The following is a 24,075-nucleotide window of genomic DNA, read 5'->3' as shown; positions in this document are numbered from 1 at the left end:
GATAAACCTAGGGTTTAAAGCCGGCGGGTTAAAGCGGGTGCTGCATTGGCAACAGCGGCTGGCGGGCGGCTGTTGGTTATGCAGCAAACCGCTCACCCCGCCAATCCAACCGTTCACCCGGCGGATCTGACCGCTGAGCGAAATACGCCTGTCTTCCCCCCTTACCCCCGGCGATGATGAGCTGTTCCTAAACCCGCCTTACCTCGGGAAAGACGCTACGGCTCGCCGCGCCACTCTGACATCTCTTACAAGCGGATGAGTTCATTCATATTTTGCAGACTGGAATTAAGGATACCTCATGAAACGAGAGGGGATTTTAAAGCACATTCCGTGGATGCTGCTGGGGATACTCGGCGCAGCCTGCCTCGGCGTGGTGGCGCTGCGCCGCGGCGAACACATCAGCGCGCTGTGGATCGTCGTCGCTTCGGTGGCGGTGTATCTGGTGGCCTACCGCTACTACAGCCTGTACATCGCCACCAGGGTGATGAAGCTGGACGCCGGCCGCGCCACCCCGGCGGTGGTCAACAACGACGGCCTCAACTACGTGCCAACCAACAAGAACGTGCTGTTCGGCCACCACTTCGCCGCCATCGCCGGCGCCGGGCCGCTGGTGGGGCCGGTGCTGGCCGCGCAGGTCGGCTACCTGCCCGGCACGCTGTGGCTGCTGGGCGGCGTGGTGCTGGCGGGGGCGGTGCAGGACTTTATGGTGCTGTTCATCTCCTCGCGCCGCAACGGCGCCTCGCTCGGTGAGATCATCAAAAAAGAGATGGGGCCGATACCGGGCACCATCGCGCTGTTCGGCTGCTTCCTGATCATGATCATCATCCTGGCGGTGCTGGCGCTGATCGTGGTGAAAGCGTTGGCGGAAAGCCCGTGGGGGGTGTTCACCGTCTGCTCCACCGTGCCGATCGCGCTGTTTATGGGCATCTACATGCGCTACCTGCGCCCCGGCCGCGTGGGTGAAGTGTCAGTCATCGGCATCGTGCTGCTGGTGGCCGCCATCTGGTTCGGCGGCGTGGTGGCGCACGACCCGTACTGGGGCCCGGCGCTGACCTTTAAAGACACCACCATCACCTTCACGCTGATCGGCTACGCCTTTGTCTCCGCCCTGCTGCCGGTGTGGCTGATCCTGGCGCCGCGCGACTACCTGGCCACCTTCCTGAAAATCGGCGTGATCGTCGGGCTGGCGATCGGCATCGTGATCCTCAACCCTGAGCTGAAAATGCCGGCGGTGACCCAGTTCGTCGACGGCACCGGCCCGGTGTGGAAAGGCACCCTGTTCCCATTCCTGTTCATCACCATCGCCTGCGGCGCGGTCTCCGGCTTCCATGCGCTGATCGCCTCCGGCACCACGCCGAAGCTGCTGGCCAATGAGACCGACGCGCGCTTTATCGGCTACGGCGCGATGCTGATGGAGTCCTTCGTCGCCATCATGGCGCTGGTGGCGGCTTCCATCATCGAGCCGGGCCTGTACTTCGCCATGAACACCCCGCCGGCGGCGCTGGGCATCACCATGCCGGATCTGCACCGCCTGGGCACCGAAGACGCGCCAATGATCATGGCTTCGCTGAAGGACGTGACCGTGCACGCGGCGGCGGCGGTCAGCTCCTGGGGCTTCGTCATCAGCCCGGAACAGATCCTGCAGACCGCCACCGACATCGGCGAACCTTCGGTGCTGAACCGCGCCGGCGGCGCGCCAACGCTGGCGGTGGGCATCGCCCACGTGTTCCACCAGATCATTCCGGGCGCCAACATGGGCTTCTGGTATCACTTCGGCATTCTGTTCGAGGCGCTGTTCATCCTGACCGCGCTGGACGCCGGCACCCGCTCCGGCCGCTTTATGCTGCAGGATCTGCTGGGCAACTTCGTGCCGTTCCTGAAGAAAACCGACTCGCTGGTGGCTGGCATCATCGGCACCGCCGGCTGCGTCGGGCTGTGGGGCTACCTGCTGTATCAGGGCGTGGTGGATCCGCTCGGCGGCGTGAAGAGCCTGTGGCCGCTGTTCGGCATCTCCAACCAGATGCTGGCCGCCGTGGCGCTGGTGCTGGGCACCGTGGTGCTGATTAAAATGAAGCGCACCCAATACATCTGGGTGACCGTGCTGCCGGCGGTGTGGCTGCTGATCTGCACCACCTACGCGCTGGGCCTGAAGCTGTTCAGCGACAACCCACAGCTGGAAGGCTTCTTCTTCCTGGCCGGCGAATACAAACGCAAGATCGCCGAGGGCGGCGCCGAGCTGAGCGCCCAGCAGATCGCCAACATGAACCACATCGTGGTGAACAACTACACCAACGCCGGGCTGAGCATTCTGTTCCTGCTGGTGGTGTACAGCATCATCTTCTACGGCGTGAAAACCGCGATGGCGGCGCACAAGAATCCGAAACGCACCGACCAGGAAACGCCTTACGTGCCGGTGCCGCAGGCCGCGCCCGCCGACGGCGTAACTGAGGGGGAGGTCAAAGTTTCGACCCAGCATTGATGTGATTTAACGGATACCCTGCATAATAAACGTTAAGTAGTACCCAAAGCCGCACGGCCTGCGTATCGCAAGATGCCAGCCGTGCGGCGCGATGCAATCGAGATACCCGGGGCGACCCGGAGGTGGGGCATCCCTGCGGGAACCCCATCCCCCGGCTTCCCCTAATATCAGGCTAAAGCAAGCGCTGTAGTGATGCAGGGTAAAGTTGGAGAAGGCTTATGTTCGGAAACCTCGGCCAGGCGGGGAAGTACCTCGGGCAGGCGGCGCGCATGTTGGTGGGCGTGCCTGACTACGATACCTACGTCCAGCACATGAAAGACAACCACCCGGACAAGCCGGTGATGACCTATAAAGAATTTTTCCGCGAGCGCCAGCAAGCGCGCTACGGCGGCGACGGCAAAGGCGGCATGCGCTGCTGTTAACCCGCAGTCACAAGGATCCGTATGAAACCCATTGCAGTCACCATCCTGACCGGCTTTTTGGGCGCCGGCAAAACCACCCTGCTGCGCCACATCCTGAACGCCGAACACGGCTATAAAATTGCGGTCATCGAGAACGAGTTCGGCGAAGTGCCGATCGACGATGCGCTGATCGGCGATCGCGCCAGCCGCATCACCACCCTGAGCAACGGCTGCATCTGCTGCAGCAAGTCCAACGAACTGGCGGACGCGCTGCTGGATCTGCTGGACGGCGTCGACAGCGGCCAGCTGACGTTCGATCGGCTGATCATCGAATGCACCGGCATGGCCGATCCCGGCCCGATTACTCAGACCTTTTTCTCGCACGAGATCCTGTGCGAGCGCTTCCTGCTGGACGGCATCATCACCCTGGTGGACGCGGCGCACGCCGAGCAGCAACTGAGCCAGTTCAGCATCGCCCAGGCGCAGGTGGGCTACGCCGACCGCATCCTGTTGACCAAAACCGACGTGGCGCCGGACTGCGAGGCGCTGATCCAACGGCTGCAGCGGATGAACGCCCGCGCGCCGCTCTACCAGGTGACGCACGGCGATATCGATCTGAGTGTGCTGTTCGACATCGAAGGCTTTACGCTGAACGACAAACTCAACCTGACGCCTGCCACCCCGCTGTTCCACCGCATCCCGCAGCCGCAGAGCGACATCCGCTCAATTGTCGTGACGCTGGAACGCCCGCTGCCGCTGATGCAAATCTCCGAGGTGATGGAAGGCCTGCTGCTGGAATACGCCGACAACCTGCTGCGCTACAAAGGCATTCTGTCCATCGAAGACGAGCCGCGCCGCCTGCTGTTCCAGGGCGTACAGCGGCTGTATAACGCCGACTGGGATCGGGAATGGCTGCCGGAGGAAGAGCGCAAGAGCACCTTGGTATTTATTGGTGTGGATCTGCCGGAGGAGGAGATTCGGGGCAGGATTGGGGGGGGTGGGGTAAGATAAACCATTCCCCAGGCCAACACGCCCCATATCCAGCAAACTCAAGGATGAACGATGGCAAACAACGTGATGATAGTAGGATTAAAGGCGCTTAACCTGTGCGCGAGCGCCTATATCGTCATCAAACTGAGCACGGTGTTAGCCATCGGCATCATGTTTCTTATTGTCTCTTACGCCGGCGTGGAGGACGTTGGGCTGTCCAATCTCCTCGCCGGGGCGCTCATCATCCTGCCGCTGTTGATCGTCGTCGGTGGCACACTTATCGTCTGCGCCGTCGCCGCCTATCTCAACCTAAAGGCACCCTATCGTAAAAAAGCGCTGTTCTTTAGCCTGCTGTTGGGCAGCATCTCTGCGGTTGGCCTGCTGCTGCCCTACACACGCGAGTTCGCGCTATCCACGGCACTTGCCAGCGCCCTGGCATTGGGCAGCGCGCTGGGGATTTTTGCTTTGTCGAAGAGGCGGGTTCAAGCGTTGTAGCACCTGAAAAAGACGGGTAGCGATTATTCCTTTCCCCAATACGGCCCCGCCGCCACCGACTCGCGCTCGATCAGGCTGGCCGGGAAGCTGGGGCGCTTACTCAGCTCGCCGCCGTCCAGCATCGACAGCAGGCGGTTGATGGTCTCCTGGATCATCTCGGTGACCGGCATCTTCATGCTCGACAGCGACGGCACGGTATAGGGCGCCAGCGGGATGTCGTCGAAGCCGATGACCGATACCGCCTCCGGCACCGCCACGCCACGCTCCGCCAGCCGCTTCATCGCGCCGATGGCCATTTCGTCGTTGCCGGCGACGATGGCGCTGAACGGTTGCCCGCCGGCCAGCAGCGCATCGACCGCCGCCACGCCGCTTTGCGCGTGCCATTTCCCTTCGACGATCAGCGCCTCGTTAACCGCAATGCCCTGCTGCGCCAGCGCGGATTTATAGCCGGAAAGCCGCTCCAGCCCGGTGGGGGAATCGAGCGAGCCGGTGATAAAGGCGATGTCGCGATGCCCGCGCGCGATCAGGTGCGCCACCGCCGCCGCGCCGGCGGCGTGCTGATCGCTGAAGATGCAGTAGCTGTCGTTCCGCCGCAGCCGCCGGTTGATCACCAGAATCGGCTGGCGGTGTTGGGAGACGATCTCGTCCATTTCCGCGATCGACAGAAAACGCGGGTAGATGATCACCCCGTCGCAGCGCAGATCCAGCAAAAACTGAATGGCGGCCCGCTCCTCTTCGGCGGTGTGCTTGCCGTCCGCCAGGATCAGTTGGCGGCCGTTCGCCTCCATGATGCGCGCCGACTGCGCCATCAGTTCGCTGAAATAGTTGCCGCTGTAGAGGGTGTTGGTGACCACCAGGCCGAGGGTTTGGGTGGTGTTGGTCGCCAGGCTGCGCGCCAGCAGGTTGGGCCGATAGCCGGTTTCCGCGATGGCTTTTTCCACCAACGCGCGTTTCTCCTCGCTGACATAGCCGCTGCCGGACAAAACGCGCGACACCGTCGCCTTTGAAACGCCGGCCTTTTTCGCCACCTCGAGTATCGTTGCCATCTGTGCGCCGCCAAAATCCATGGGTTCAGCGCAGTCTACCCAAGACGCCCGGCGTTTGGAACGTTTTCACGCCCCTGCACATCGGTATGCGCTTACCCCTAACGATCCAGATCACGAAAACGCAACGCCAAAAATCGTAGTTCTTGCCAACCACAAAACATAAATACATGATTTTGTGAAACCGGTTTCTTATGGGCGTTTCATACGGATGGAACGACGGATCGCCCAGGCAGTAAATATTCGCCTTTAGGCTATCCGAATTGCTATCTGAGAGACGACACGCCATGCCGAAGAACTACGCAGAGATCTCGCACGCCATCGTGGCCGCCCTGGGCGGCGCGGGCAATATCGAGGCCGTGACCCACTGCATGACCCGCCTGAGATTCGTGGTGAAAGACAAAACGCGGATCGACACACCGGCGCTGAAGGCCATCGACGGCGTGCTGGGCGTGGTGCACAGCGGCGAGCAGTGCCAGGTGATCATCGGCAACGAGGTGGCCAAGGCCTATCAGGCGGTGCTGGCGCTCGGCATGCCGGGCGCGGCGGCCCCTGCCGCCCCGGTAAAACGCAAGCTCACCCTGAAGGGCATCGGTGCCGGCATTCTCGACGCGCTGGTGGGCACCATGTCGCCTCTGATCCCCGCCATCATCGGCGGCTCGATGGTGAAGCTGCTGGCGATGATCCTGGATATGGCCGGGGTATTCGAGAAAGGCTCCTCGACCCTCGTCATCCTCAACGTGATCGGCGACGGCGCGTTCTTCTTCCTGCCGGTGATGGTCGCCGCCTCGGCGGCGCTGAAGTTCAAAACCAACATGTCATTGGCGATCGCCATCGCCGGGGTGCTGGTGCATCCCAACTTTATCGATCTGATGGCCAAGGCGGCGCAGGGCCAGGCGGTGGAATTCGCCTTCATCCCGGTGACGGCGGTGAAATACACCTACACGGTGATCCCGGCGCTGGTGATGACCTGGATCCTGTCGCACATCGAACGCGGGGTGGATCGCATCACCCCGGCGGTGACCAAGAACTTCCTCAAGCCGATGCTGATCGTGCTGATCGCCGCGCCGATCGCCATTCTGCTTATCGGGCCGCTCGGCATCTGGATCGGCAGCGGCATCTCTGCGCTGGTGTACACCGTGCACGGCTACCTGGGCTGGCTTTCCGTGGCCATTATGGGGGCGATTTGGCCGCTGCTGGTGATCACCGGCATGCACCGGGTATTTACCCCGACCATCATCCAGACCATCGCCGAGACCGGCAAAGAGGGCATGGTGATGCCTTCGGAGATCGGCGCCAACCTGTCGCTCGGCGGCGCTTCGCTGGCGGTGGCGCTGAAAACCAAGAACCGCGAGCTGCGCCAGACCGCGCTGGCCGCCGCCGCTTCCGCCATCGTGGCGGGGATTTCCGAACCGGCGCTGTACGGCGTGGCGGTGCGCCTGAAACGGCCGCTGATCGCCAGCCTGATCAGCGGCTTCGTCTGCGGCGCGGTCGCCGGCATCGGCGGGCTGGCCAGCCATTCGATGGCCTCGCCCGGGCTGTTCACCAGCGTGCAGTTCTTCGATCCGGCCAACCCGATGAGCATCGTGTGGGTGGTAGCGGTGATGGCGCTCTCGGTGGTGCTGTCGTTCGCGCTCACGCTGATGCTGGGCTTCGAGGATCTGCCGGAAAACGCCGCCGCGCCCGGCCAAACCGCACCGGCGGCGAACGCCGCCAGCGCAACGCAATGAGACACCAGAGGATTGCATGTCCGATTCAACATTCCCTAAAGGATTTTTATGGGGCGGCGCTTTGGCCGCCAACCAGGCGGAAGGCGGCTATCGCGAGGGCGGCAAAGGGCTGACCACCGTCGATATGCTCCCGCACGGCACCAACCGCATGGCGGTCAAACTCGGGCTGGAGAAGCGCTTTAGCCTGCGCGACGACGAGTTTTATCCCAGCCACGACGCCATCGATTTCTACCACCGCTACCGCGACGACATCGCGCTGATGGCGGAGATGGGCTTTACCGTGTTCCGCACCTCCATCGCCTGGAGCCGGATTTACCCCAACGGCGACGAGCTGACGCCCAACCCCGAAGGCATCGCCTTCTACCGCAGCCTGTTCGAAGAGTGCCGCCAATACGGCATCGAGCCGCTGGTGACCCTGTGCCATTTCGACGTGCCGATGCACCTGGTGACCGAATACGGTTCCTGGCGCAGCCGCAAGATGGTGGAATTTTTCACCCGCTACGCCCGCACCTGCTTCGAGGCCTTCGACGGGCTGGTGAAATACTGGCTAACCTTCAACGAGATCAACATCCTGCTGCACAGCCCGTTCTCCGGCGCCGGGCTGGTGTTTGAAGCGGACGAAAACCCCGAACAGGTGAAATACCAGGCCGCGCACCACGAACTGGTGGCCAGCGCGCTGGCGACGCGCATCGCTCACGAAGTGAACCCCGCCAACCAGGTGGGCTGCATGCTGGCCGGCGGCAACTTCTACCCGTGGTCCAGCAAGCCGGAAGACGTGTGGGCCGCGCTGGAGAAAGACCGCGAGAACCTGTTCTTTATCGACGTGCAGGCGCGCGGCGTTTACCCCTCCTACGCCGCCCGCGTCTTCCGTGAGAAAGGCGTCAGCATCGTCATGGAACCAGAAGACGCCGACATCCTGAAGCACACCGTCGACTTCGTCTCCTTCAGCTACTACGCCTCGCGCTGCGCCTCCGCCGACATGAACGACAACAACAGCAGCGCCGCCAACGTGGTGAAATCGCTGGCGAACCCGCACCTGCCGCGCAGCGACTGGGGCTGGGGCATCGACCCGCTGGGGCTGCGCATCACCATGAACATGATGTACGACCGCTACCAAAAGCCGCTGTTCCTGGTGGAAAACGGCCTGGGCGCGCACGACGAGTTCAATGCAGCAGGCGAGATTGAGGACGACTACCGCATCAGCTACCTGCGCGAACACATCCGCGCCATGGCCGACGCCATCGCCGACGGCGTGCCGGTGCTGGGTTACACCACCTGGGGCTGCATCGACCTGGTGGCCGCCTCGACCGGCGAAATGAGCAAGCGCTACGGCTTTGTCTACGTCGACCGCGACGACCAGGGCAACGGCACCCTCGCCCGCACCCGCAAGAAATCGTTCTGGTGGTATAAGAAAGTGATCGCCAGCAATGGGGGGGATTTGGGGTAGGTTGGGGCGGTGGGGTTAGCGTGGGATGCGGAGGGCTTCCAACCTAAGTTGATTGCCTTCCTGCAGCACAACGAATTCGGCGACGAATTCACGCGCAGAGGGAAACTCGCCCGCCTGCTGTTTCTTGATGGAGACCAGCTTCACGGAGAAATGGTACTGCTGCCCCGACGTAAATACGTAGCCCTCATCAGGGACACACTGGTTGGAGGCGATATCCCGTAGCGGCTCGAAGAATTTGAACGTGCGGTTCTGCGCCTCATCCAATCGGTAAATCGAGATACCCGCGAGCTTTTCGTCTCCCTGCGGCTGAACGGTGAGGCATACTTTGCCCTCACGCAGGCTGGCGGTAGCGGGGTAGTCTACGGGGATACGATCGCCTACCGACGGACAGCCGGCGAGCAGGAAGGGAATGCGATAATGAAGAGCCTCAAACGCTGGGATTTCATTTGGTATGCATTAATGACTTCGCAAGGGCTTTATGCACCTGCTGCAAAAATGCGATAACTGTCGTGCCCCATAGTTCGGGACTAAAGGTAAAGCCGAAACGTTGGCTAAATAATGACTCCACATTATCCTGCGCCAGTAACTCATCGATCTCATTGACCAAAGCCTCGCGCTGCTGATGAGTCGCCAGACGAATGTACTCTGCGATCAGCGCAGTAATATCGCCCTCTGCATTTATCAAGTCATAATCTTGACCAAAATAAACGACGATCAGGTTATCAAGTTCGCTGGTTTTCATCGGCTTATCTCGCAGGGAAAGCGCTAAGGATAAAGTAAGGTTTGTCATTATAGCGGGTAAATTCAATCACAACGCCAACCCGGTGACATTGATAGACGTCAGTACTGCCGCGTAATACCCCATAACCCACTGATTCTGTGAAATTGTGATACACGCTCAAACGGCTGCCGGGAGACGCGTACTTCATCCAATTCACAATATCTGCGCGATTCGCCTTTACCGTGACAGAAACATATTTTTCGGCCTCTTTTACCGATCTGAAGGTGCTTGCTGCGATCAGTTTCGGGCGCCTGGCTAGCCTGGCAATAAGCGCTTCCGGAGTTATGTTTATATGCCGAGCCAATGTGTGCCCGCCCGGATATTTACCGCTAACGGACTCATGCTCAACCAGCTTTACCCGCCCCATACGCACGGATGCGACTCTGGCGGCGCCAACCGCTCCGGCAAAGACTAAAGGCACGGCAATATCGACCGTTAAACCAACGTTATAGGCCGTTTCCCGATCGGCACCCAATGTTTGCGCCAATAAAACGGCAGACTGATAAGTATCGGTAGTTGTTGGATGCCCGGTAATCATCTGATTGGAAGCGGCCTTGATGCTGTCCAGGCTATGCGTTCCCACCACCACGCACCCGACCTTGGTGATAAACGTCGGATCCGGCGCATAGCACAACACCCCAGCCCCCATCAGCTCAACGACACCGCCGGCAAGCCCCAAACCACCAAGCAGACGGTTACTGAGCGTTTCACCTTCAGTGACGCTTTCATCAGACAGCACCGCCGCAAGCTGCACTGGCGACAAGGCAATACGCAACTCATCTTCATTCGCCATGTTCGTTCATCCGTGAATGAGCAAAGCCGTATGATTAACATAAGCTCTAGAAAGGATAAATACTGGAACGGTTAACGCCAAATTGACCTGCACCTTATCTGCAAGATTCGGACAGTGCTGAAGCACTGTTATTTCAATAAAGTGCCTCGTTATTGGATGTTTTCGATAGCAAAGTGATTATTGAATCTTTTCACTTTGAAGTGGGCGATAAAGGCCCTGCCGGAGACATCCTGCAGATTTCTGCGCTTCTCAATCGGTACGAAATTTAGCCTCATGCTGTAGATATAATTTTCCTGAAACGGGTAATCTTCTTGGGTAACGCAAATGCCCTTTTTCAGATCCCGATTCGCCACCTCAATCAATTTCTCATCCGTATCACCACTGATATAGAGCGTATCTAGCCTTTCGTTTTCCTTTGGTGACGGATAGATACAGATGTCACCATTCGCTTTAGCATGGACGGTGACAGGGATGTCCGGCGCATAGCGCTGATCGAGACGATCGCCAGTACAGGCACTTAACAATATCGATCCTGCAATGGCCAGCAAGAAATTAGCTTTCATCATATTCCATTATTTATAAATCTTAATGAGGAAATATTATCCATGAATGGATGACTGATAGTTCAACGCGAAGATGATATGCCGAATTGCGAGGTACATTCCAATCCTAAAAGTAAATAAACTGTAATTCCATACAGCTTATTTTTTCCTTTTACTGATAACGCTATAGTTTTTCCGCTGCGGCAAAATCCGCAGCCGGAGTTAGCGTTCCGAATCTGACATACTACCGCTGTATTATGTAATAATGCAGCAGCTTTAGTTCATTCCAAATAATGGTGGCTCAGGCGGGGGCTTCGCAAGAAGCGCCGGTTCGTATGTCCCGGTGACGCTAACCCCGTCTGGGCTACCACCCGAGTTTAGCGTCTCTGGTGATAGTCATTAACTAATGACATACGGAGATGCACCCATGATAAAGGTTCCCACTACAGAATCCGTTGCAAGCACCCTTACCCTCTATCGCCAACTGTTTAACCACCTCGATCTCAGCGCTTTCAATCCCTCAGAGCTCTTAGACCTCGCCGCACTCTCTGCCGAACAGGCGGAAGGTCTGTGCCACGGCCTGATGCTATTCGGCCATTTACTGCAAAAGCACCCACAGTTGGATACCGAAGGCTGGGAGCAGCTGAATCGCTACCTCAACGCCACGGCGCATCTAGTTCCTGCGTTGTGTAACCTTTATGGGCGGGCGTTGCGGGAGATGGAAGCCTGCAGCTAACGTAAGCGACAATCAGGGCGATGCTAATCGCCCTCCCCACCCACGATTTCCAATAGATCTGACTGACATATCACAACAAAAGCATTCATCAAGGTAGGCATTTCCTCCCCTACCTGGCATAGTTAACACATTCGGTAAATCGATGAGTTAACTGCTGGGTATTGATATATGGCTGCTGCAAAACTTTGGACTAGAGAAGAATTACTGATCGCTTTCACTCTGTATAGCCAAATACCGTTTGGCAAACTTCATTCGAGAAATCCCGAAATAATCCACTATGCAAAATTGATTGGACGCACGCCATCAGCACTAGCCATGAAGCTGGTTAACCTCGCTAGCTTGGATCCATACATTATCGAATCTGGCCGAAGTGGTTTGAAAGGAGCCTCCAATGCCGATCGCGAGCTGTGGAAAGAAATGAGTCAGGATATGGATTTATTCAATCAGCAATGCCAAACAGCAATGGAACACTTGGAGAAACCAGCCGCGCCTGAGTTTGATGAAGAGCCAAAAGATTTCAGTGGCAGAGATAAGATCTCTACAGTCAAAACACGTGTAGACCAAAACCTGTTCCGCAAGAATGTATTGGAAGCGTACGAATATCGCTGCTGTATCACCGGATTAGAAGAACCTGCATTGCTCGTAGCTAGCCATATCCTCCCCTGGAGTCATTCGATCGAACAGCGCCTTAACCCGAGTAACGGATTGTGCCTGTCCAGCCTACATGATAAGGCTTTTGACCGTGGGTTAATCACTTTCGATGACAAACTGAGGCTGGTCTTATCAAATAAAATCAAACAGTTGAAAAGTAGCATCGTTGTGGAAAATTTCGAGAAATATGAAGGAAAAATAATTCGAACACCTATAAGTCACTCTCCAGATAAAAAACATATTTTTTATCATAGAGAAAAAATATTTATTAAAAGTTAAATCAAATCATTACCAATGAAAATATAATATTGCCAAACCAACCCTGTCAAACAGATAACCCCGCCGTTTCCATAACTGCATCCAAAAATCAACTATTAATATCACATTACTTGTTTTTTAATTGACCTCATCGCTGCCAATCCTGATGGCATTATATAAATCAGCACTAACAAAAAATTCTACAAACCTGCCTCCAACCATTAATAGCCCACCTGATTTCGATAATATCTATGAACCAGTTCTCATTCAAGCATTCATCGAAAAACAGAACATTAAAATGCTCGAAAAATCCATTTTAAGTGAATTTAATCGGCCGAATTAAACGCAGCTTCATCCCATGCTCTAAGACTCATTTATCCAGAGCGAGAGCGGTAATTTTCGAGTTCTGAACGTTTATTATCATCGCCCCGGATAACTACGAAGCAGCACAATGCTATCCAGAATTTGTAACATTAACGCACCTGAAATCCCAAAAGCAGTGGTGATCGTCAGGAACTCCTTCAGGAAATTATCGAGACATATTAGGCTCCTAATCCGGTGGCCGCTGGCGAGTACACCCATGACAAATTTCATCAACGAGTCAACGTTCGGAGCTTCCGAGTGCAGAAGCGGCAGCCACTCATTTACCAGCCCTTTAAGACGTCGCCTGTGTTTTACCACCAAGCCATTAGCGGTATATCTGTTTGTGACTGAAGTGAAGCGGCAATTACCAGATGCACCGATAATCAAAACGTCGGCGTTCAAGTACCAGTTCAGTGATGCATGCAGATAGCAAATACCGTAGCAGAACACTGAGTCTCATAGTGACGAGTTGACAGCAACAAACCAGCCAGACTACAGACACGACATTACGGCAGCCCCTTTACCTCACACATGACTTCTACGACTTCCCACTTCTTATCTGTTGTTATCTGTTGCCAAAACTTTCGCCCCAGAGCCACCTGAAGTACCTCCTTATCCAGCATGGCTTTGGCAAGCAGCTTCTTGAGCCTGGTGTTCTCTTCCTCAAGCGACTTCAGGCTCTTAACCTCGGGAACCTTTATACCGTCATACTTCTTGCGCCAGGTGTAAAGCGTGACATCGGAAATGGCGTGCTTATGTTAAAGCTCACGGGTAGAGGCTCCTGCTTCCGCTGCGCGGGACTACTGATGAGCTGTTCATCGGAAAAAACGCTTCCTCACGGGGATGCCCCATGTGGTTTATGAAGGCATTACTAAGCAGGTCAGAACAAGCCATTCAGGGCGCAATATAGTAAACATCCGCGCTCCCTATAATTTCGTGCTTAATGGTCGTTCTCATCTATCCATACAACCGCTATGATGAGAAGAATTGTTCCGATATCGTTTTGAGAGCTGCTGTGTAGTTAGTCACAACGCCAATTGGTTCCAAAGATTATTACGCCAATAACTTATTGAATTATAAGAGTGATAGAGGGAAGAGATGGCATTACTAGAATACATCAGCAATGAAAACTTATTCAGCGAAGTTGAAAATTTGTTAACAAAAGCAAAAAAGAAAAAAGAAACCGCTGAGAAAACTTTTAATAATAATGTGATAGACCCGTTTGGGGCTCTTTTTGAAGCTCCGGGATTCTCATCCCATGAAGAGTGGCGAAATTCCGAACTTGCACGGCAACAACAGAAGACAATTCAGAACCATGTGGGTACCTTTCACCAAAAAATCCTCGGCCATGTGGATGGATGGCGGGACATGGGGATTGGTGGAATCGTTGACCTTCTCCATGAAGAGAGAAAAATCATCGCTGAAGTGAAGAATAAATATTCAACAGTTACTGGTGGTGACTTAGCTGATAAGTACAAAGGGCTAGATGAGCTGGTATCACCAAAACATAGCCGGTTTAAGGATTATTGCGCTTACTTTGTAAATATAATTCCTCGTAAACCGGTCAGATCCGACATGCCTTTCACTCCATCCAATAAAGGCAGTGGTACATTGTGCCCTTCAAACCCTAATATCCGAATTATTGATGGGGCAAGTTTCTATGGGCTAGTTACTGGTAGACCTGATGCGCTTAAAGAACTGTATACAGCTCTCCCGCACGCAATTGAGTATGTTTTGAATGAGCGTCTTGAGCAGGAAGGCTTCTCCATCCCTGATAAAGATAGCTTTATTCAGTATTTTAGTCTCGCTTATGGTTAATAACCATGATCAATGTTTGACAAAGTCTATGTAAACCCATACAGTAGTAACCATGACTAATGTTGACGTGGTTACTAAGTATGTTAAAGGAAGAGTTTTCACTTTCGGAAGTTGCAGACATCCTAGGTGTGTCAAAAGAAACTTTAAGACGTTGGGACACTTCAGGAAAATTAGTTTCTCATCGAAACGATGAGAATAACTATCGTTTTTATAGAATAGATCAACTCAAACATTTTGAACAGGCTCAATTTCTATTTAAAAGCCAATGGTCTGATGAGACTAAATTTTGCAATAACACTTATACTGTATTGGAATTATTTGCTGGTGCAGGAGGTATGGCTTTAGGTTTGGAAAAGTCAGGTTTAAAGTCTGTTTTGCTAAATGAAATAGATTCTCATGCATGTAAAACACTAAGAAGAAACAGACCTGAATGGAACGTTATTGAAGGTGATGTCAGCAAAGTAGACTTCACTCCTTATAGAAACACCGTCGATGTACTGGCAGGTGGTTTCCCGTGCCAGGCATTCTCGTATGCGGGAAAAAAACTTGGTTTCGAAGACACCCGAGGAACTCTCTTCTTCGAATTCGCTAGAGCAGTTAAGGAAACAAACCCAAAAATTCTTTTAGCCGAGAACGTGCGAGGATTACTAAATCATGATGAAGGTCGAACTTTAGAAACAATAAAAAACATTATTGCCGATTTGGGCTACACGTTATTTGAACCTAGAGTACTTAAGGCTATTTTTTATAAAGTACCGCAAAAACGTGAGCGTTTGATTATAATCGCTGTTAGGAATGATCTTGCTGATGGCATCGATTATGAATGGCCATCATCTTACAATAAAGTATTAACTCTTAAAGATGCCCTAAAAAAGGGAGAGCTGTACGATAGCGACGTGCCAGAATCAGAGGGGCAGAAATATCCTAAAAGAAAATCAGAGATCTTAAGCATGGTTCCGCCAGGTGGTTACTGGAGAGACCTTCCAGAAGACATCCAAAAAGAATACATGCTCAAAAGTTTTTACTTAGGTGGCGGTAAAACAGGTATGGCACGACGCTTGTCCTGGGATGAACCAAGCCTAACGTTAACCTGTGCCCCTGCACAGAAACAAACAGAGCGTTGCCATCCGGAAGAAACAAGGCCATTAACAGTGCGTGAATATGCAAGAATACAGACATTCCCCGATGATTGGGTATTTGAGGGGCCAATTTCTGCAAAATATAAGCAGATAGGAAACGCTGTCCCTGTCAATCTCTCATTTGCTGTTGGAAAATCTGTTGTGAATCTTTTAGAAAAAATAAACAAAAGATAATCATATAGGGTAGGTTTGACTTCCTACCCTTCCATTCTTACAACATGTGAGTAAATTATATTTACTCCTAAATAATCTTTCCAATAAACCATTAGCATCTCTCCTCAGTAGTATAAGTATTCCTAGGCTCTCCAGCCCATGCGAGCCCGATTTTAAAGTATCCAGTCTAATATAAAAAAACCGATTTATTTTCGCGCAATTTTTGAGGTTTCACTTTTTCGGTCATTAGCCGGTACTCCTCCAGTATCGGGTTCTTCAAGAACTCATGAGGTCGCTCGCTATTGTATTCGGCCCATCAACATTCTATGACCTCCCAAACTTCATTCAGGGTTCCGAACAGTTAAAATCTATAATTTCTGTCCGGTACGTTCTGTTAAAGCGTTCTATAAAGTCATTCTACGTTGGCTTTCCGGTTTGATAAATTCCAGTATGACGCCATACCATTCAGCCTACTGCGCCAGCGTGAACGTGACCAGTTCCGGGTCGTTGTCTATTCGTAGTTTCAGCGAAAAATCCTGGTTTGCCACAATTCTGTCCCGCACTCTGACCACCCACGCTGCCGAAATATTCAGTTCGATTTCTATTACGAGAACCTCGCAGTTGAAAGTCGTCCATCATATTGAAGGTTCGGAAGCGCCTAACGCGGATCAGCGAATCAGCGAATCAGCGAATCAGCGAATCAGCGAATCATACATAAAATCGATGAACCAGCTCTAGTTCAGAGATTACGTTGTGATCAGCAGAGCCAGATTTCGCACCGGCAAACGTTGCTTTCCCTTCCGGCGAAAATTCAGTTTCAGCAGGCAATAACTACAGTGAACACGTTTATAGTGCCAAGTATGCCCTACCAGTACAGCAACCGGAGTAGCGTCTTAAAACCATAGCACTCAGCCAACTCAGCCAACACTTGGAGCACCGGTTCATCGCGCCAAAATAGACCGTCCTGGTCAGCGATGACGCCTTGCAGGATTGGCGGATGCTCATGGTAAATCGTACAGTCAGATAACCGACTAGCTTACACATTATCGTTAGTTTTAAAACTTTCCCGATAACGTCTTTAAGTGCCCGGCATTCAAGGCTGAGTTCAGTAAACATCTGTTTAAGGTGACGGTAGGTATTTCATTCTTTATATCGGAGGCTTCTATACCGCTAAACTTCTCTTTCCAGTTGTAATTGCTGGCTTCATAGTAGCATTCTTAACGATACATGCGGCCTCGATGGACTTCAAAACGGCAATATCCTGATGCTCAGTGAGTCGGGATTGATGCAAGATAATCTCCTCAGTCCTCAGAGAAAATAATAGCCTGTCGGAGGATACAAAAAGTGAATGGCTCACTTTGTCGTGATGCCTTACATACATAAAGACTTAGAGAACAATAGTATAACTAAAAGCCAATTCACTCATAAAAAATACGGCTCATTTAAAAACCCTTCCATTTAACTTTCGACAACTTGACATTACCATTATAACAATTTCAATCTGAACATTAATAAACCATAAATTCAGAGTGTAAATTCTGATTTTTAAAATAAAATATGCTTAGTGATATAATATTTAGGTGGATAAAATTAAGTTATACTTTATAAACAATAAATAGTATAATATTCGCGTATGCTTTTCATAAAAAATTAGTTATGTGAATGGAGCTCCTATGTTAGATAAAGAAAAAAGAGAAGAAATTCTTGATAAATCAAAGCATTGGTTTATTGAAAAAATAGCAAAAAGTCACATTAGAAACACTATAAAGTTAACAGACCCAAAAGAATTTAATATAAACCCATTTTTGAATATTTATTTATCAAACTTCCTAACTGGAAATTCATCTCCAGAAAGCATAGCTAAAGCACTTATTTATCCCCGTGTATTAGGAACATCAATTACAACATCATTTGGGCAGCATATTCAAAGTTTCACTAGTGAAGTTCTAGATGGTTTTGGTAGTACAACTAGCGGCATTGATATTGAGTTTATAGACCAAGTAGATGGGTTGAAAAAATACTGTCAGATAAAGTCAGGTCCTAACACAATAAATAAGGATGATGTTGAGACAATTGCAGGGCATTTTAGAGGTGTAATAAACCTTGGAAGAACAAATAATCTGAAACTAGGATTTGAAAATATGATTGTTGGTGTGATATACGGTGAAGAATCAGAGCTTAGTGCTCATTATAAAAGAATAACCAACCAATATCACTTCCCCGTAATTGTAGGTAAGGACTTTTGGCACCGATTAACTGGTGATGAGAGTTTTTATAAAGACTTGGCAGAAGCAATCGATGATGCAGTAAAAGATTCTGACTATAGCACAGAACTTGATACTGTAATAAAGGCCTTAGCTAAATCAGAAAAGATAATGAATATAAAATGAAATACAACTGTCTCTTAATTAATAAGAGACAGTTTTTATAATCTAACCACACTAGCAACCCGAAACATATGAACTGTATTTACATAATCTTTATGCTACTTATCTAAATAATCTAAATCCATTAAACCTCATAAAAAACAACCATGAATTTTATATCAAGAATTAAAAACACAATTATCTAAGCCACTTTAGGTCTGTCATCACCAGAGAGCTAGCTGTCAAAAAAAGCAGCTATTTCCAATTTCGTCGATAGTAACGTCAAAGACTAAGCACACACATTTTCAGAAAAAATAATAAATTTATTATCGACTGTCCGCCTAGAATCTAAGCCGTGGACTGCTATAAGTATATATCAACAAAGCCATAACTCCTTGACGACCAATTCGCATCATTCCTAACAGCCCGATTAAAACGAGTCTGGCTTCAATACTATATATTCACCTTTTTCCATCCCCAAAAAAATCCAGCTCCACATGAGATAAGAAACACCTTAACAATTACTATATTACTTTGCCGATGATAAAAAAACCGCCTATGCAAAAAACATCTCACTTTCTCAAAAACCAGTAGTTTTCGAACAGATTAGTGGATGTATATATAATCAATGCCACTATATTTCCAGATGGCTATCTTTGAAATAAATCCATCACTTATTATTTAATCATTATCAAAAATAGAAAAATTCTTAATCTACAATCTTGCGTTGCACTAGATATAAATTACCTTCCAAAGATAGCCCGAGAGAAAAAACCTAGGCAATAAAAAGATGCTGAGCTTCAGGATTCTGGCTCGCATAATCTCTCCCATAGAGTGACCTGCGAAAATACAACTCCCCATCCGGGCTCATCGCCGTGTACTGATTCTGCAGCCCAAACGGCAGGTAGCTGTCGCAATGGGCCAACACGCTCTGATAGAAAATGGTGCTGCCAAACACCGAACGCGCCAGATTGACTTCGCCCGGCGTTAACACCCGCGTGATCCCTTCCTGTTGTGGCTCCATCCTAGAACTCCTTGATCCGAAAGGGTTCAATGAAACGCCATTTTAGCCTTTAACGTCAATCAGATAGGCCTTAGGAAAGCATCAGGAAGATCCGGTTTTCACTGAAATGGGAATACGTCAATACAGAGTAAAGTGGGTAGGTAATTGCGGCAGGCAGAATCCAGGCACAAAAAAACCACCTTTCGGTGGCTTCTTGTTCGCGCGGTACTTAATGGTGCGAAGGCCGGACTCAAATCACCAATCAATGCACTGAAAAATATAATATTATTAAAAACAAAGTAAAATTATGCCCCCTTTTGTGCCCCCAGTATAAATTTCGTGAAACGCTGGAGGATTAGACTATCGCTCTGAAAACAGCATAAAATTCGACCATACAAAGAACTCGGTTAGGTTCCGTGTCACGAACCCAAACCAAAAATCTTGTTACGCATAAATTTACCGTCGCCATTTTCTGATCGCAGCATTCATTTCTTGGACTCACAGCCACAAAAAAAGATTTATAGAAAAACTGTTCACCCTATACACCTTTTAAATTTATCTTTTTATTTCAATGCATTGATTGGTGTATAGCTACCTTCTCGGTGTACACCTCTGTTCACCTACAGGGTGAACAGCCTGAACCGCAGGCACAAAAAAACCGGCCTGAGCCGGTTTGGGGAGCGCTTGTCGTTATGATTTTGGCCGTTCAGCGGCCGATAGGATGCCCTGGTGTTGCTGCGTGTATTAAGCTCCCTGCCACTATAGGCGGCGTAGCGATTGAGCGTCCAATGGGTTCGGCAGATCAATCATGGCCTATTGATCGGCCTGGCCGATCGATGTGTAATTGCATCTGATTTGACTACCCGTTTGCATTTTACTTGGCAATTGTTTGCAAATTACTTGACCATCACCAACAAGATCTGACCGTACACATTCGATGGTGAAAGAGGTTCGTCTGTATCTTTGCAGTCTGCCAGGAGCGGAAGTTAACCGTTTTAGAAATCATGCCAATTAGCATAAAATCTCTCAACTGATGGGACCTGGGGCAGCAGAAATAAATGACTACAAGGCAGTATGCGCAAAAATCAATCTTCGATCTGGAGGCAATTTTCGAGCGGTCACGCAACAACGCTAGTGAACTTGAAGTGCTGTTGAACGAGCTGACCTTCCGCAACACTGCCAAGGCCCGAACGTTGACGACTAAAATCGAGCAAGCCCGAACTGCACTTAGCGGTCGCTGCGTGGTCTCAATGTCGGGTTCCAGTCCATCAGCGCGTCATCCTGGCTCGGCGTCCACGCAATCCTCCCAAGTTTCGTCCCGGGATGCGCCAGCAACGGTAGTGCAACAGCGACCAAAGGCTAATCCAGCTCCTATCGTGCAACAGCAATTCGGCGAAGACCAGAGCGACCTAGGTCCACTCCCCTCTTTCTCTCCAACAGGTAAGTCGAATGATGCGCGCGCGATACTGGCAACATGGACAGCCCTCGAAGCACTATCGCCTCAAGGTTATAAGCGCCCAGAGGATATGGCAACCGGCGACCGCTCCAGGGTTGCTCTATTGGAGCGAGGAGTTCCATGGGGACCAAATGCCCGCAGTAAGCCCAGTTATAAGCTTTATTTCGAGGTCGTCCTCGGCGCCATCGCTCTCGACAAGGCGACGGACGAGCTGGTCAAGGTTTTTGGCGAGGATGAGGAGCGTTCACGCCCGGACGCTAAGAAAGCGGCCATCGGCTCGATCCTGATCGACAAGGAAGGTTATGTGCTTGAAGACAAAGGCGTCGCCGTTTCCAGTTTTGCCTGGGCACTCAAGCCGGCTCTCGATCTGAAGCTTGGGAGCTTAGGGAATTGGCCGAATGTTGAGCCGCGCATTATCGAGCATCTGGATCGAATGGTTCGCCGCCACAACGAGGATGGAGAACCCATACCGATCGATTTGGATGTCGTTCTTAACGCTTATAAATGGCTTGTGTCTCAGTTCGGTGTACCCGAGCATTTGGTTGAGCCACCCACATTCGCGATTAAGGTGTTTCATCATTTCAAGGCCAAGGTGCCGCCAGAACCTTCGTTACTGAATTCCTTCTATCTTGAAGATCTCGGTGAAGCAACCAAATTGCTCGAGATGGGCAAAGCCGGAACCGGTTTGCGCCGCTACATGGGAATTGGCAGGCCTGACCAGAAAATCGACGTGCTATCGCCCATTTCCGCAGTGGAGCCGTTCGTCGCACCGTCGCTCATGCCGCAAGCTCGTTGGCCTTCGAAAGGCGGCCATCCATTAGTGCTGCTTCAACAGGCTGCCGTGAATGCGGCGCGCGCTGAGCTGATTGATGCCCCAGGTATCATCGGCGTCAATGGACCACCGGGTACCGGAAAGACCACTCTTCTACGGGATATCGTCGTTGGGTGCATTCTTGATCGGGCCACGGCGATGTCCGGCTTCAACAAACCGCAGGATGCCTTTTCCACAACAGGCGAGAAGCTGGCATTCGGTTCCAATTCCTTCCTGCACTTCTACAAGTTACATGCATCCTTGAAAGGTCATGAGATCGTCGTAGCCTCCTCCAATAACAAAGCGGTCGAAAACGTCAGTAAAGAGCTTCCTCTCAAGGAAGCCAATGGTCGCCATGAACAGATTGCCTACTTCCGGTCCATCAGCGACCTGATTGCGAACCCCAAACGTGCCGGCTATTTCGAAGCCGAGGCCGAGGCCGACATCCCCTCCGACCCTGTCGAAACCTGGGGATTGATCGCCGCTGCTCTCGGCAAGAGCAGCAACCGAGGCGCGTTCCAGCAAGGTTTCTGGTGGAATGAAGATGGTGGTTTCCTTACCTACCTGAAAGCAGCTCGCGGCATAAACGTCATGCGTGAGATCAAGGACGAACAAACTGGCGAAATCATCGATCGCGTGATGCCCAGCGTGGTCGTCAATGAGCGGCCCAGCACCAACGAAGCGGACGCTTTAGCGGCCTGGCGGAAAGCGCGAACCGTTTTCCTTAAACTCAAGGAGACGGTAGACGCCGAAATCGCCAGCATCGAAGAAATGCGACGGGATATCCAGGCGCTCAAGGGAGCGACCACCGAACTTCAAAGGGTGGAACAGCGTCGTCCGAGTCTGAATGAAGCCGTCGAAGAGGCACACCAGACTGCTGAATCCTGCCAACGGGAGCATGAGAAGGCAAAATCGCAGATCGAGCAGGATAAGATCATGCTCGACATCCATCTTGCTGGCCGTCCAGGTTTCTTCTCCCGTTTGTTCGCGACTGCGGCCTGGAAGTCATGGAGATCGACACTGCATAAGCTCTCGGCGACCTTGCAGCAATCAGTCTTACGGGCGCAGGAGACAGACGGTGCCCTGGAGCTTGCAAGGACTGAGTGGAGCAATACTGAGTCCCAGTTACAGCAACTCGACCAGGAAATTTCCAGCAAATGTCAGGCTGTCTCGAAATTGAAGGCAACCGAGGCAGAGGCACGAAACCGTATGGGAGACAGGGTCGTTGATGAGAGATTCTTCGAACGCGAGCACGAGGCTATCCACCTGACTGCGCCATGGCTTCCCGATGAGGTTCATCGCCTGCGGGAGGATCTTTTCGCCGCTGCCCTGACTGTGCATAAAACGTTCATCGATGCTTCGGCCAGCCGCTTGCAACACAATCTTGGGCTATTGATGTCGGGCATGGTGGCTGGTGCCTTCCAGTCTTCCGCTCACCGTGAACTTCTCCCCGACCTTTGGTCGAGCCTTTTCATGGTTGTGCCGACCGTGTCCACGACATTCGCCTCTGTTCGGACGATGTTCAGGGATCTGCCACCAGAGAGCATTGGCTGGCTTCTGGTAGATGAAGCGGGTCAGGCCGTTCCTCAGGCAGCAGTTGGAGCTATCATGCGGGCAAAGCGCTCCATCGTGGTAGGTGACCCGTTGCAAATCCCACCTGTAGTTTCACTTCCTGAAAAGCTGAACGCCGAAATCTGCAAGTTCTTTGACATTGACCAAGTCGAATGGTCTGCCCCTGCAGCATCTACGCAGACCCTTGCTGATCAGGCATCGCGCTTCAAATCCACCTTCGTCATGGACATAGGTGATCGAGAAGTCGGGCTGCCACTGCTCGTTCACAGGCGTTGCCAGAACCCAATGTTCGACGTTTCTAACTCCATCGCCTATGCCGGGCAGATGGTCCATGCTGTCGGGCCTAAAAGCCCAGGATCTATCGGCTCGGCTTTGGGGAGATCTCGCTGGGTGGATATCAATGGCGATGCTGAGACGAAATGGTGCCCCGATGAGGGCGAAGCGGTTGTACGAATGCTTAAAGAGCTGGCAGCATCGGGCATTACAAATCCGGACGTATTTATCATTACACCATTCAAGATCGTAGAGCAAAACATGCGTCGGCGTCTCGACAGAGAGACCGATCTGCTGCGGGCGTTCGGCGCAAAGTTGGATGAGTGGTGCCGTGATCGTGTAGGCACGATCCACACGTTCCAAGGCCGAGAGGCGGACACGGTCATCCTGTTGCTGGGTGCGCCGAAAGCTAGCCAGCAAAGGGCGCGTCAGTGGGCGGCAAGCCCGCCAAACATAATCAATGTAGCCGTCTCACGCGCCAAGCAAAACCTGTATGTGGTCGGCTCGGCTGCTGCATGGGCAGGGGCGGGAACTAGCCTACAGGTTTTACAGCGGCAATTGACGCAATAAGCCTGACAATCTCCGGGTGGCCCTCATTGCTGAGGGCGCATCGCTAATAATTTACAACCTACTTCAGTGTCGGACCGGTTGCTACATCTCAAAAACTGACATTGCTCACATAATAGTCTAGTAGTCATTACCCACCGCCCATCCTAGCTTGATAATTCTCACAGCACCCGTTTTATCCACACTGAGGAATAACCTCTGACAAGGC

The 24,075-nt window shown here is 51.9% G+C and carries 18 protein-coding genes and 2 pseudogenes; 12 read left to right on the top strand and 8 right to left on the bottom strand.

What is annotated here, in order from left to right; genetic code table 11:
* Nucleotides 1–298: 298 nt before the first annotated feature.
* The 4 genes from ACOWVD_RS09950 (at nucleotide 299) to ACOWVD_RS09935 (ending at nucleotide 4,365) form a co-directional block, all read left to right on the top strand.
* On the top strand, nucleotides 299–2,479 hold the full coding sequence (locus ACOWVD_RS09950; protein ID WP_197763707.1) for a carbon starvation CstA family protein: 2,181 nt from the start codon (nucleotides 299–301) through the stop codon (nucleotides 2,477–2,479).
* A 218-nt stretch (nucleotides 2,480–2,697) separates the two neighbouring features.
* Complete coding sequence (locus tag ACOWVD_RS09945) at nucleotides 2,698–2,901, top strand: YbdD/YjiX family protein (protein WP_004953088.1); 204 nt, start codon at nucleotides 2,698–2,700, stop codon at nucleotides 2,899–2,901.
* Nucleotides 2,902–2,922: 21 nt separating this feature from the next.
* The gene (yjiA, locus tag ACOWVD_RS09940) at nucleotides 2,923–3,891 is read left to right on the top strand and encodes a GTPase (protein ID WP_197843015.1); all 969 of its coding nucleotides are present in this window, start codon (nucleotides 2,923–2,925) and stop codon (nucleotides 3,889–3,891) included.
* Between the two features lie 51 nt (nucleotides 3,892–3,942).
* Nucleotides 3,943–4,365: a hypothetical protein gene (locus ACOWVD_RS09935; RefSeq protein WP_197763705.1), complete on the top strand. Its 423-nt coding sequence runs from the start codon at nucleotides 3,943–3,945 to the stop codon at nucleotides 4,363–4,365.
* A 23-nt stretch (nucleotides 4,366–4,388) separates the two neighbouring features.
* Here the strand turns inward: ACOWVD_RS09935 and ACOWVD_RS09930 are convergent, their stop codons facing one another.
* The gene (locus ACOWVD_RS09930; RefSeq protein WP_421105617.1) at nucleotides 4,389–5,411 is read right to left on the bottom strand and encodes a LacI family DNA-binding transcriptional regulator; all 1,023 of its coding nucleotides are present in this window, start codon (nucleotides 5,409–5,411) and stop codon (nucleotides 4,389–4,391) included.
* Nucleotides 5,412–5,695: 284 nt separating this feature from the next.
* On the opposite strand from ACOWVD_RS09930, the gene ascF reads away from it, so the two are divergent.
* Both ascF and ACOWVD_RS09920 read left to right on the top strand, forming a co-directional pair.
* Nucleotides 5,696–7,138: a PTS cellobiose/arbutin/salicin transporter subunit IIBC gene (ascF, locus tag ACOWVD_RS09925; protein ID WP_421105616.1), complete on the top strand. Its 1,443-nt coding sequence runs from the start codon at nucleotides 5,696–5,698 to the stop codon at nucleotides 7,136–7,138.
* Between the two features lie 16 nt (nucleotides 7,139–7,154).
* Complete coding sequence (locus tag ACOWVD_RS09920; RefSeq protein ID WP_421105615.1) at nucleotides 7,155–8,585, top strand: 6-phospho-beta-glucosidase; 1,431 nt, start codon at nucleotides 7,155–7,157, stop codon at nucleotides 8,583–8,585.
* Between the two features lie 15 nt (nucleotides 8,586–8,600).
* On the opposite strand, the gene ACOWVD_RS09915 is transcribed toward ACOWVD_RS09920, so the two are convergent.
* From ACOWVD_RS09915 to ACOWVD_RS09900, 4 genes are all read right to left on the bottom strand, one after another.
* Nucleotides 8,601–8,987, bottom strand: coding sequence for a putative T6SS immunity periplasmic lipoprotein (locus ACOWVD_RS09915; protein WP_421105632.1), 387 nt, complete (start codon nucleotides 8,985–8,987; stop codon nucleotides 8,601–8,603).
* Nucleotides 8,988–9,027: 40 nt separating this feature from the next.
* The gene (locus ACOWVD_RS09910) at nucleotides 9,028–9,327 is read right to left on the bottom strand and encodes a contact-dependent growth inhibition system immunity protein (RefSeq protein ID WP_346419429.1); all 300 of its coding nucleotides are present in this window, start codon (nucleotides 9,325–9,327) and stop codon (nucleotides 9,028–9,030) included.
* 4 nt (nucleotides 9,328–9,331) lie between these two features.
* Entirely contained in the window at nucleotides 9,332–10,159 is an 828-nt protein-coding gene (locus ACOWVD_RS09905) for an RNase A-like domain-containing protein (protein ID WP_350984701.1), read from the bottom strand.
* A 149-nt stretch (nucleotides 10,160–10,308) separates the two neighbouring features.
* The gene (locus tag ACOWVD_RS09900) at nucleotides 10,309–10,722 is read right to left on the bottom strand and encodes a putative T6SS immunity periplasmic lipoprotein (protein ID WP_421105614.1); all 414 of its coding nucleotides are present in this window, start codon (nucleotides 10,720–10,722) and stop codon (nucleotides 10,309–10,311) included.
* Between the two features lie 406 nt (nucleotides 10,723–11,128).
* On the opposite strand from ACOWVD_RS09900, the gene ACOWVD_RS09895 reads away from it, so the two are divergent.
* Nucleotides 11,129–11,437, top strand: coding sequence for a hypothetical protein (locus ACOWVD_RS09895; protein ID WP_197843019.1), 309 nt, complete (start codon nucleotides 11,129–11,131; stop codon nucleotides 11,435–11,437).
* Between the two features lie 168 nt (nucleotides 11,438–11,605).
* On the top strand, nucleotides 11,606–12,367 hold the full coding sequence (locus tag ACOWVD_RS09890) for an HNH endonuclease (RefSeq protein WP_197843020.1): 762 nt from the start codon (nucleotides 11,606–11,608) through the stop codon (nucleotides 12,365–12,367).
* A gap of 187 nt (nucleotides 12,368–12,554) precedes the next feature.
* Here ACOWVD_RS09890 and ACOWVD_RS09885 read toward each other — a convergent pair.
* Nucleotides 12,555–13,517 (bottom strand): annotated as a pseudogene (locus tag ACOWVD_RS09885) (transposase); the annotation flags it as partial.
* A 290-nt stretch (nucleotides 13,518–13,807) separates the two neighbouring features.
* Between ACOWVD_RS09885 and ACOWVD_RS09880 the strand changes: the two are divergent.
* Nucleotides 13,808–14,527: an Eco47II family restriction endonuclease gene (locus ACOWVD_RS09880; RefSeq protein ID WP_421105613.1), complete on the top strand. Its 720-nt coding sequence runs from the start codon at nucleotides 13,808–13,810 to the stop codon at nucleotides 14,525–14,527.
* An 80-nt stretch (nucleotides 14,528–14,607) separates the two neighbouring features.
* Entirely contained in the window at nucleotides 14,608–15,840 is a 1,233-nt protein-coding gene (dcm, locus tag ACOWVD_RS09875) for a DNA (cytosine-5-)-methyltransferase (RefSeq protein ID WP_075205149.1), read from the top strand.
* A gap of 166 nt (nucleotides 15,841–16,006) precedes the next feature.
* Here the strand turns inward: dcm and ACOWVD_RS09870 are convergent.
* A pseudogene (locus ACOWVD_RS09870) lies at nucleotides 16,007–17,110 on the bottom strand (integrase core domain-containing protein).
* A gap of 382 nt (nucleotides 17,111–17,492) precedes the next feature.
* Between ACOWVD_RS09870 and ACOWVD_RS09865 the strand changes: the two are divergent.
* A complete protein-coding gene (locus tag ACOWVD_RS09865) occupies nucleotides 17,493–18,209 on the top strand; it encodes a PmeII family type II restriction endonuclease (protein WP_197843022.1) in 717 nt (238 codons plus the stop codon).
* 751 nt (nucleotides 18,210–18,960) lie between these two features.
* On the opposite strand, the gene ACOWVD_RS09860 is transcribed toward ACOWVD_RS09865, so the two are convergent.
* On the bottom strand, nucleotides 18,961–19,209 hold the full coding sequence (locus ACOWVD_RS09860) for a hypothetical protein (RefSeq protein WP_421105612.1): 249 nt from the start codon (nucleotides 19,207–19,209) through the stop codon (nucleotides 18,961–18,963).
* Nucleotides 19,210–20,246: 1,037 nt separating this feature from the next.
* On the opposite strand from ACOWVD_RS09860, the gene ACOWVD_RS09855 reads away from it, so the two are divergent.
* Nucleotides 20,247–23,870, top strand: a complete 3,624-nt coding sequence (locus ACOWVD_RS09855) for a DEAD/DEAH box helicase (RefSeq protein ID WP_342168130.1) — start codon at nucleotides 20,247–20,249, stop codon at nucleotides 23,868–23,870.
* Nucleotides 23,871–24,075 lie beyond the last annotated feature (205 nt).

Source organism: Serratia sp. SA088, assembly GCF_049065515.1.
GTDB classification, from domain to species: domain Bacteria; phylum Pseudomonadota; class Gammaproteobacteria; order Enterobacterales; family Enterobacteriaceae; genus Serratia; species Serratia nematodiphila.
This window is presented reverse-complemented; position numbering and strand designations above follow the sequence as displayed.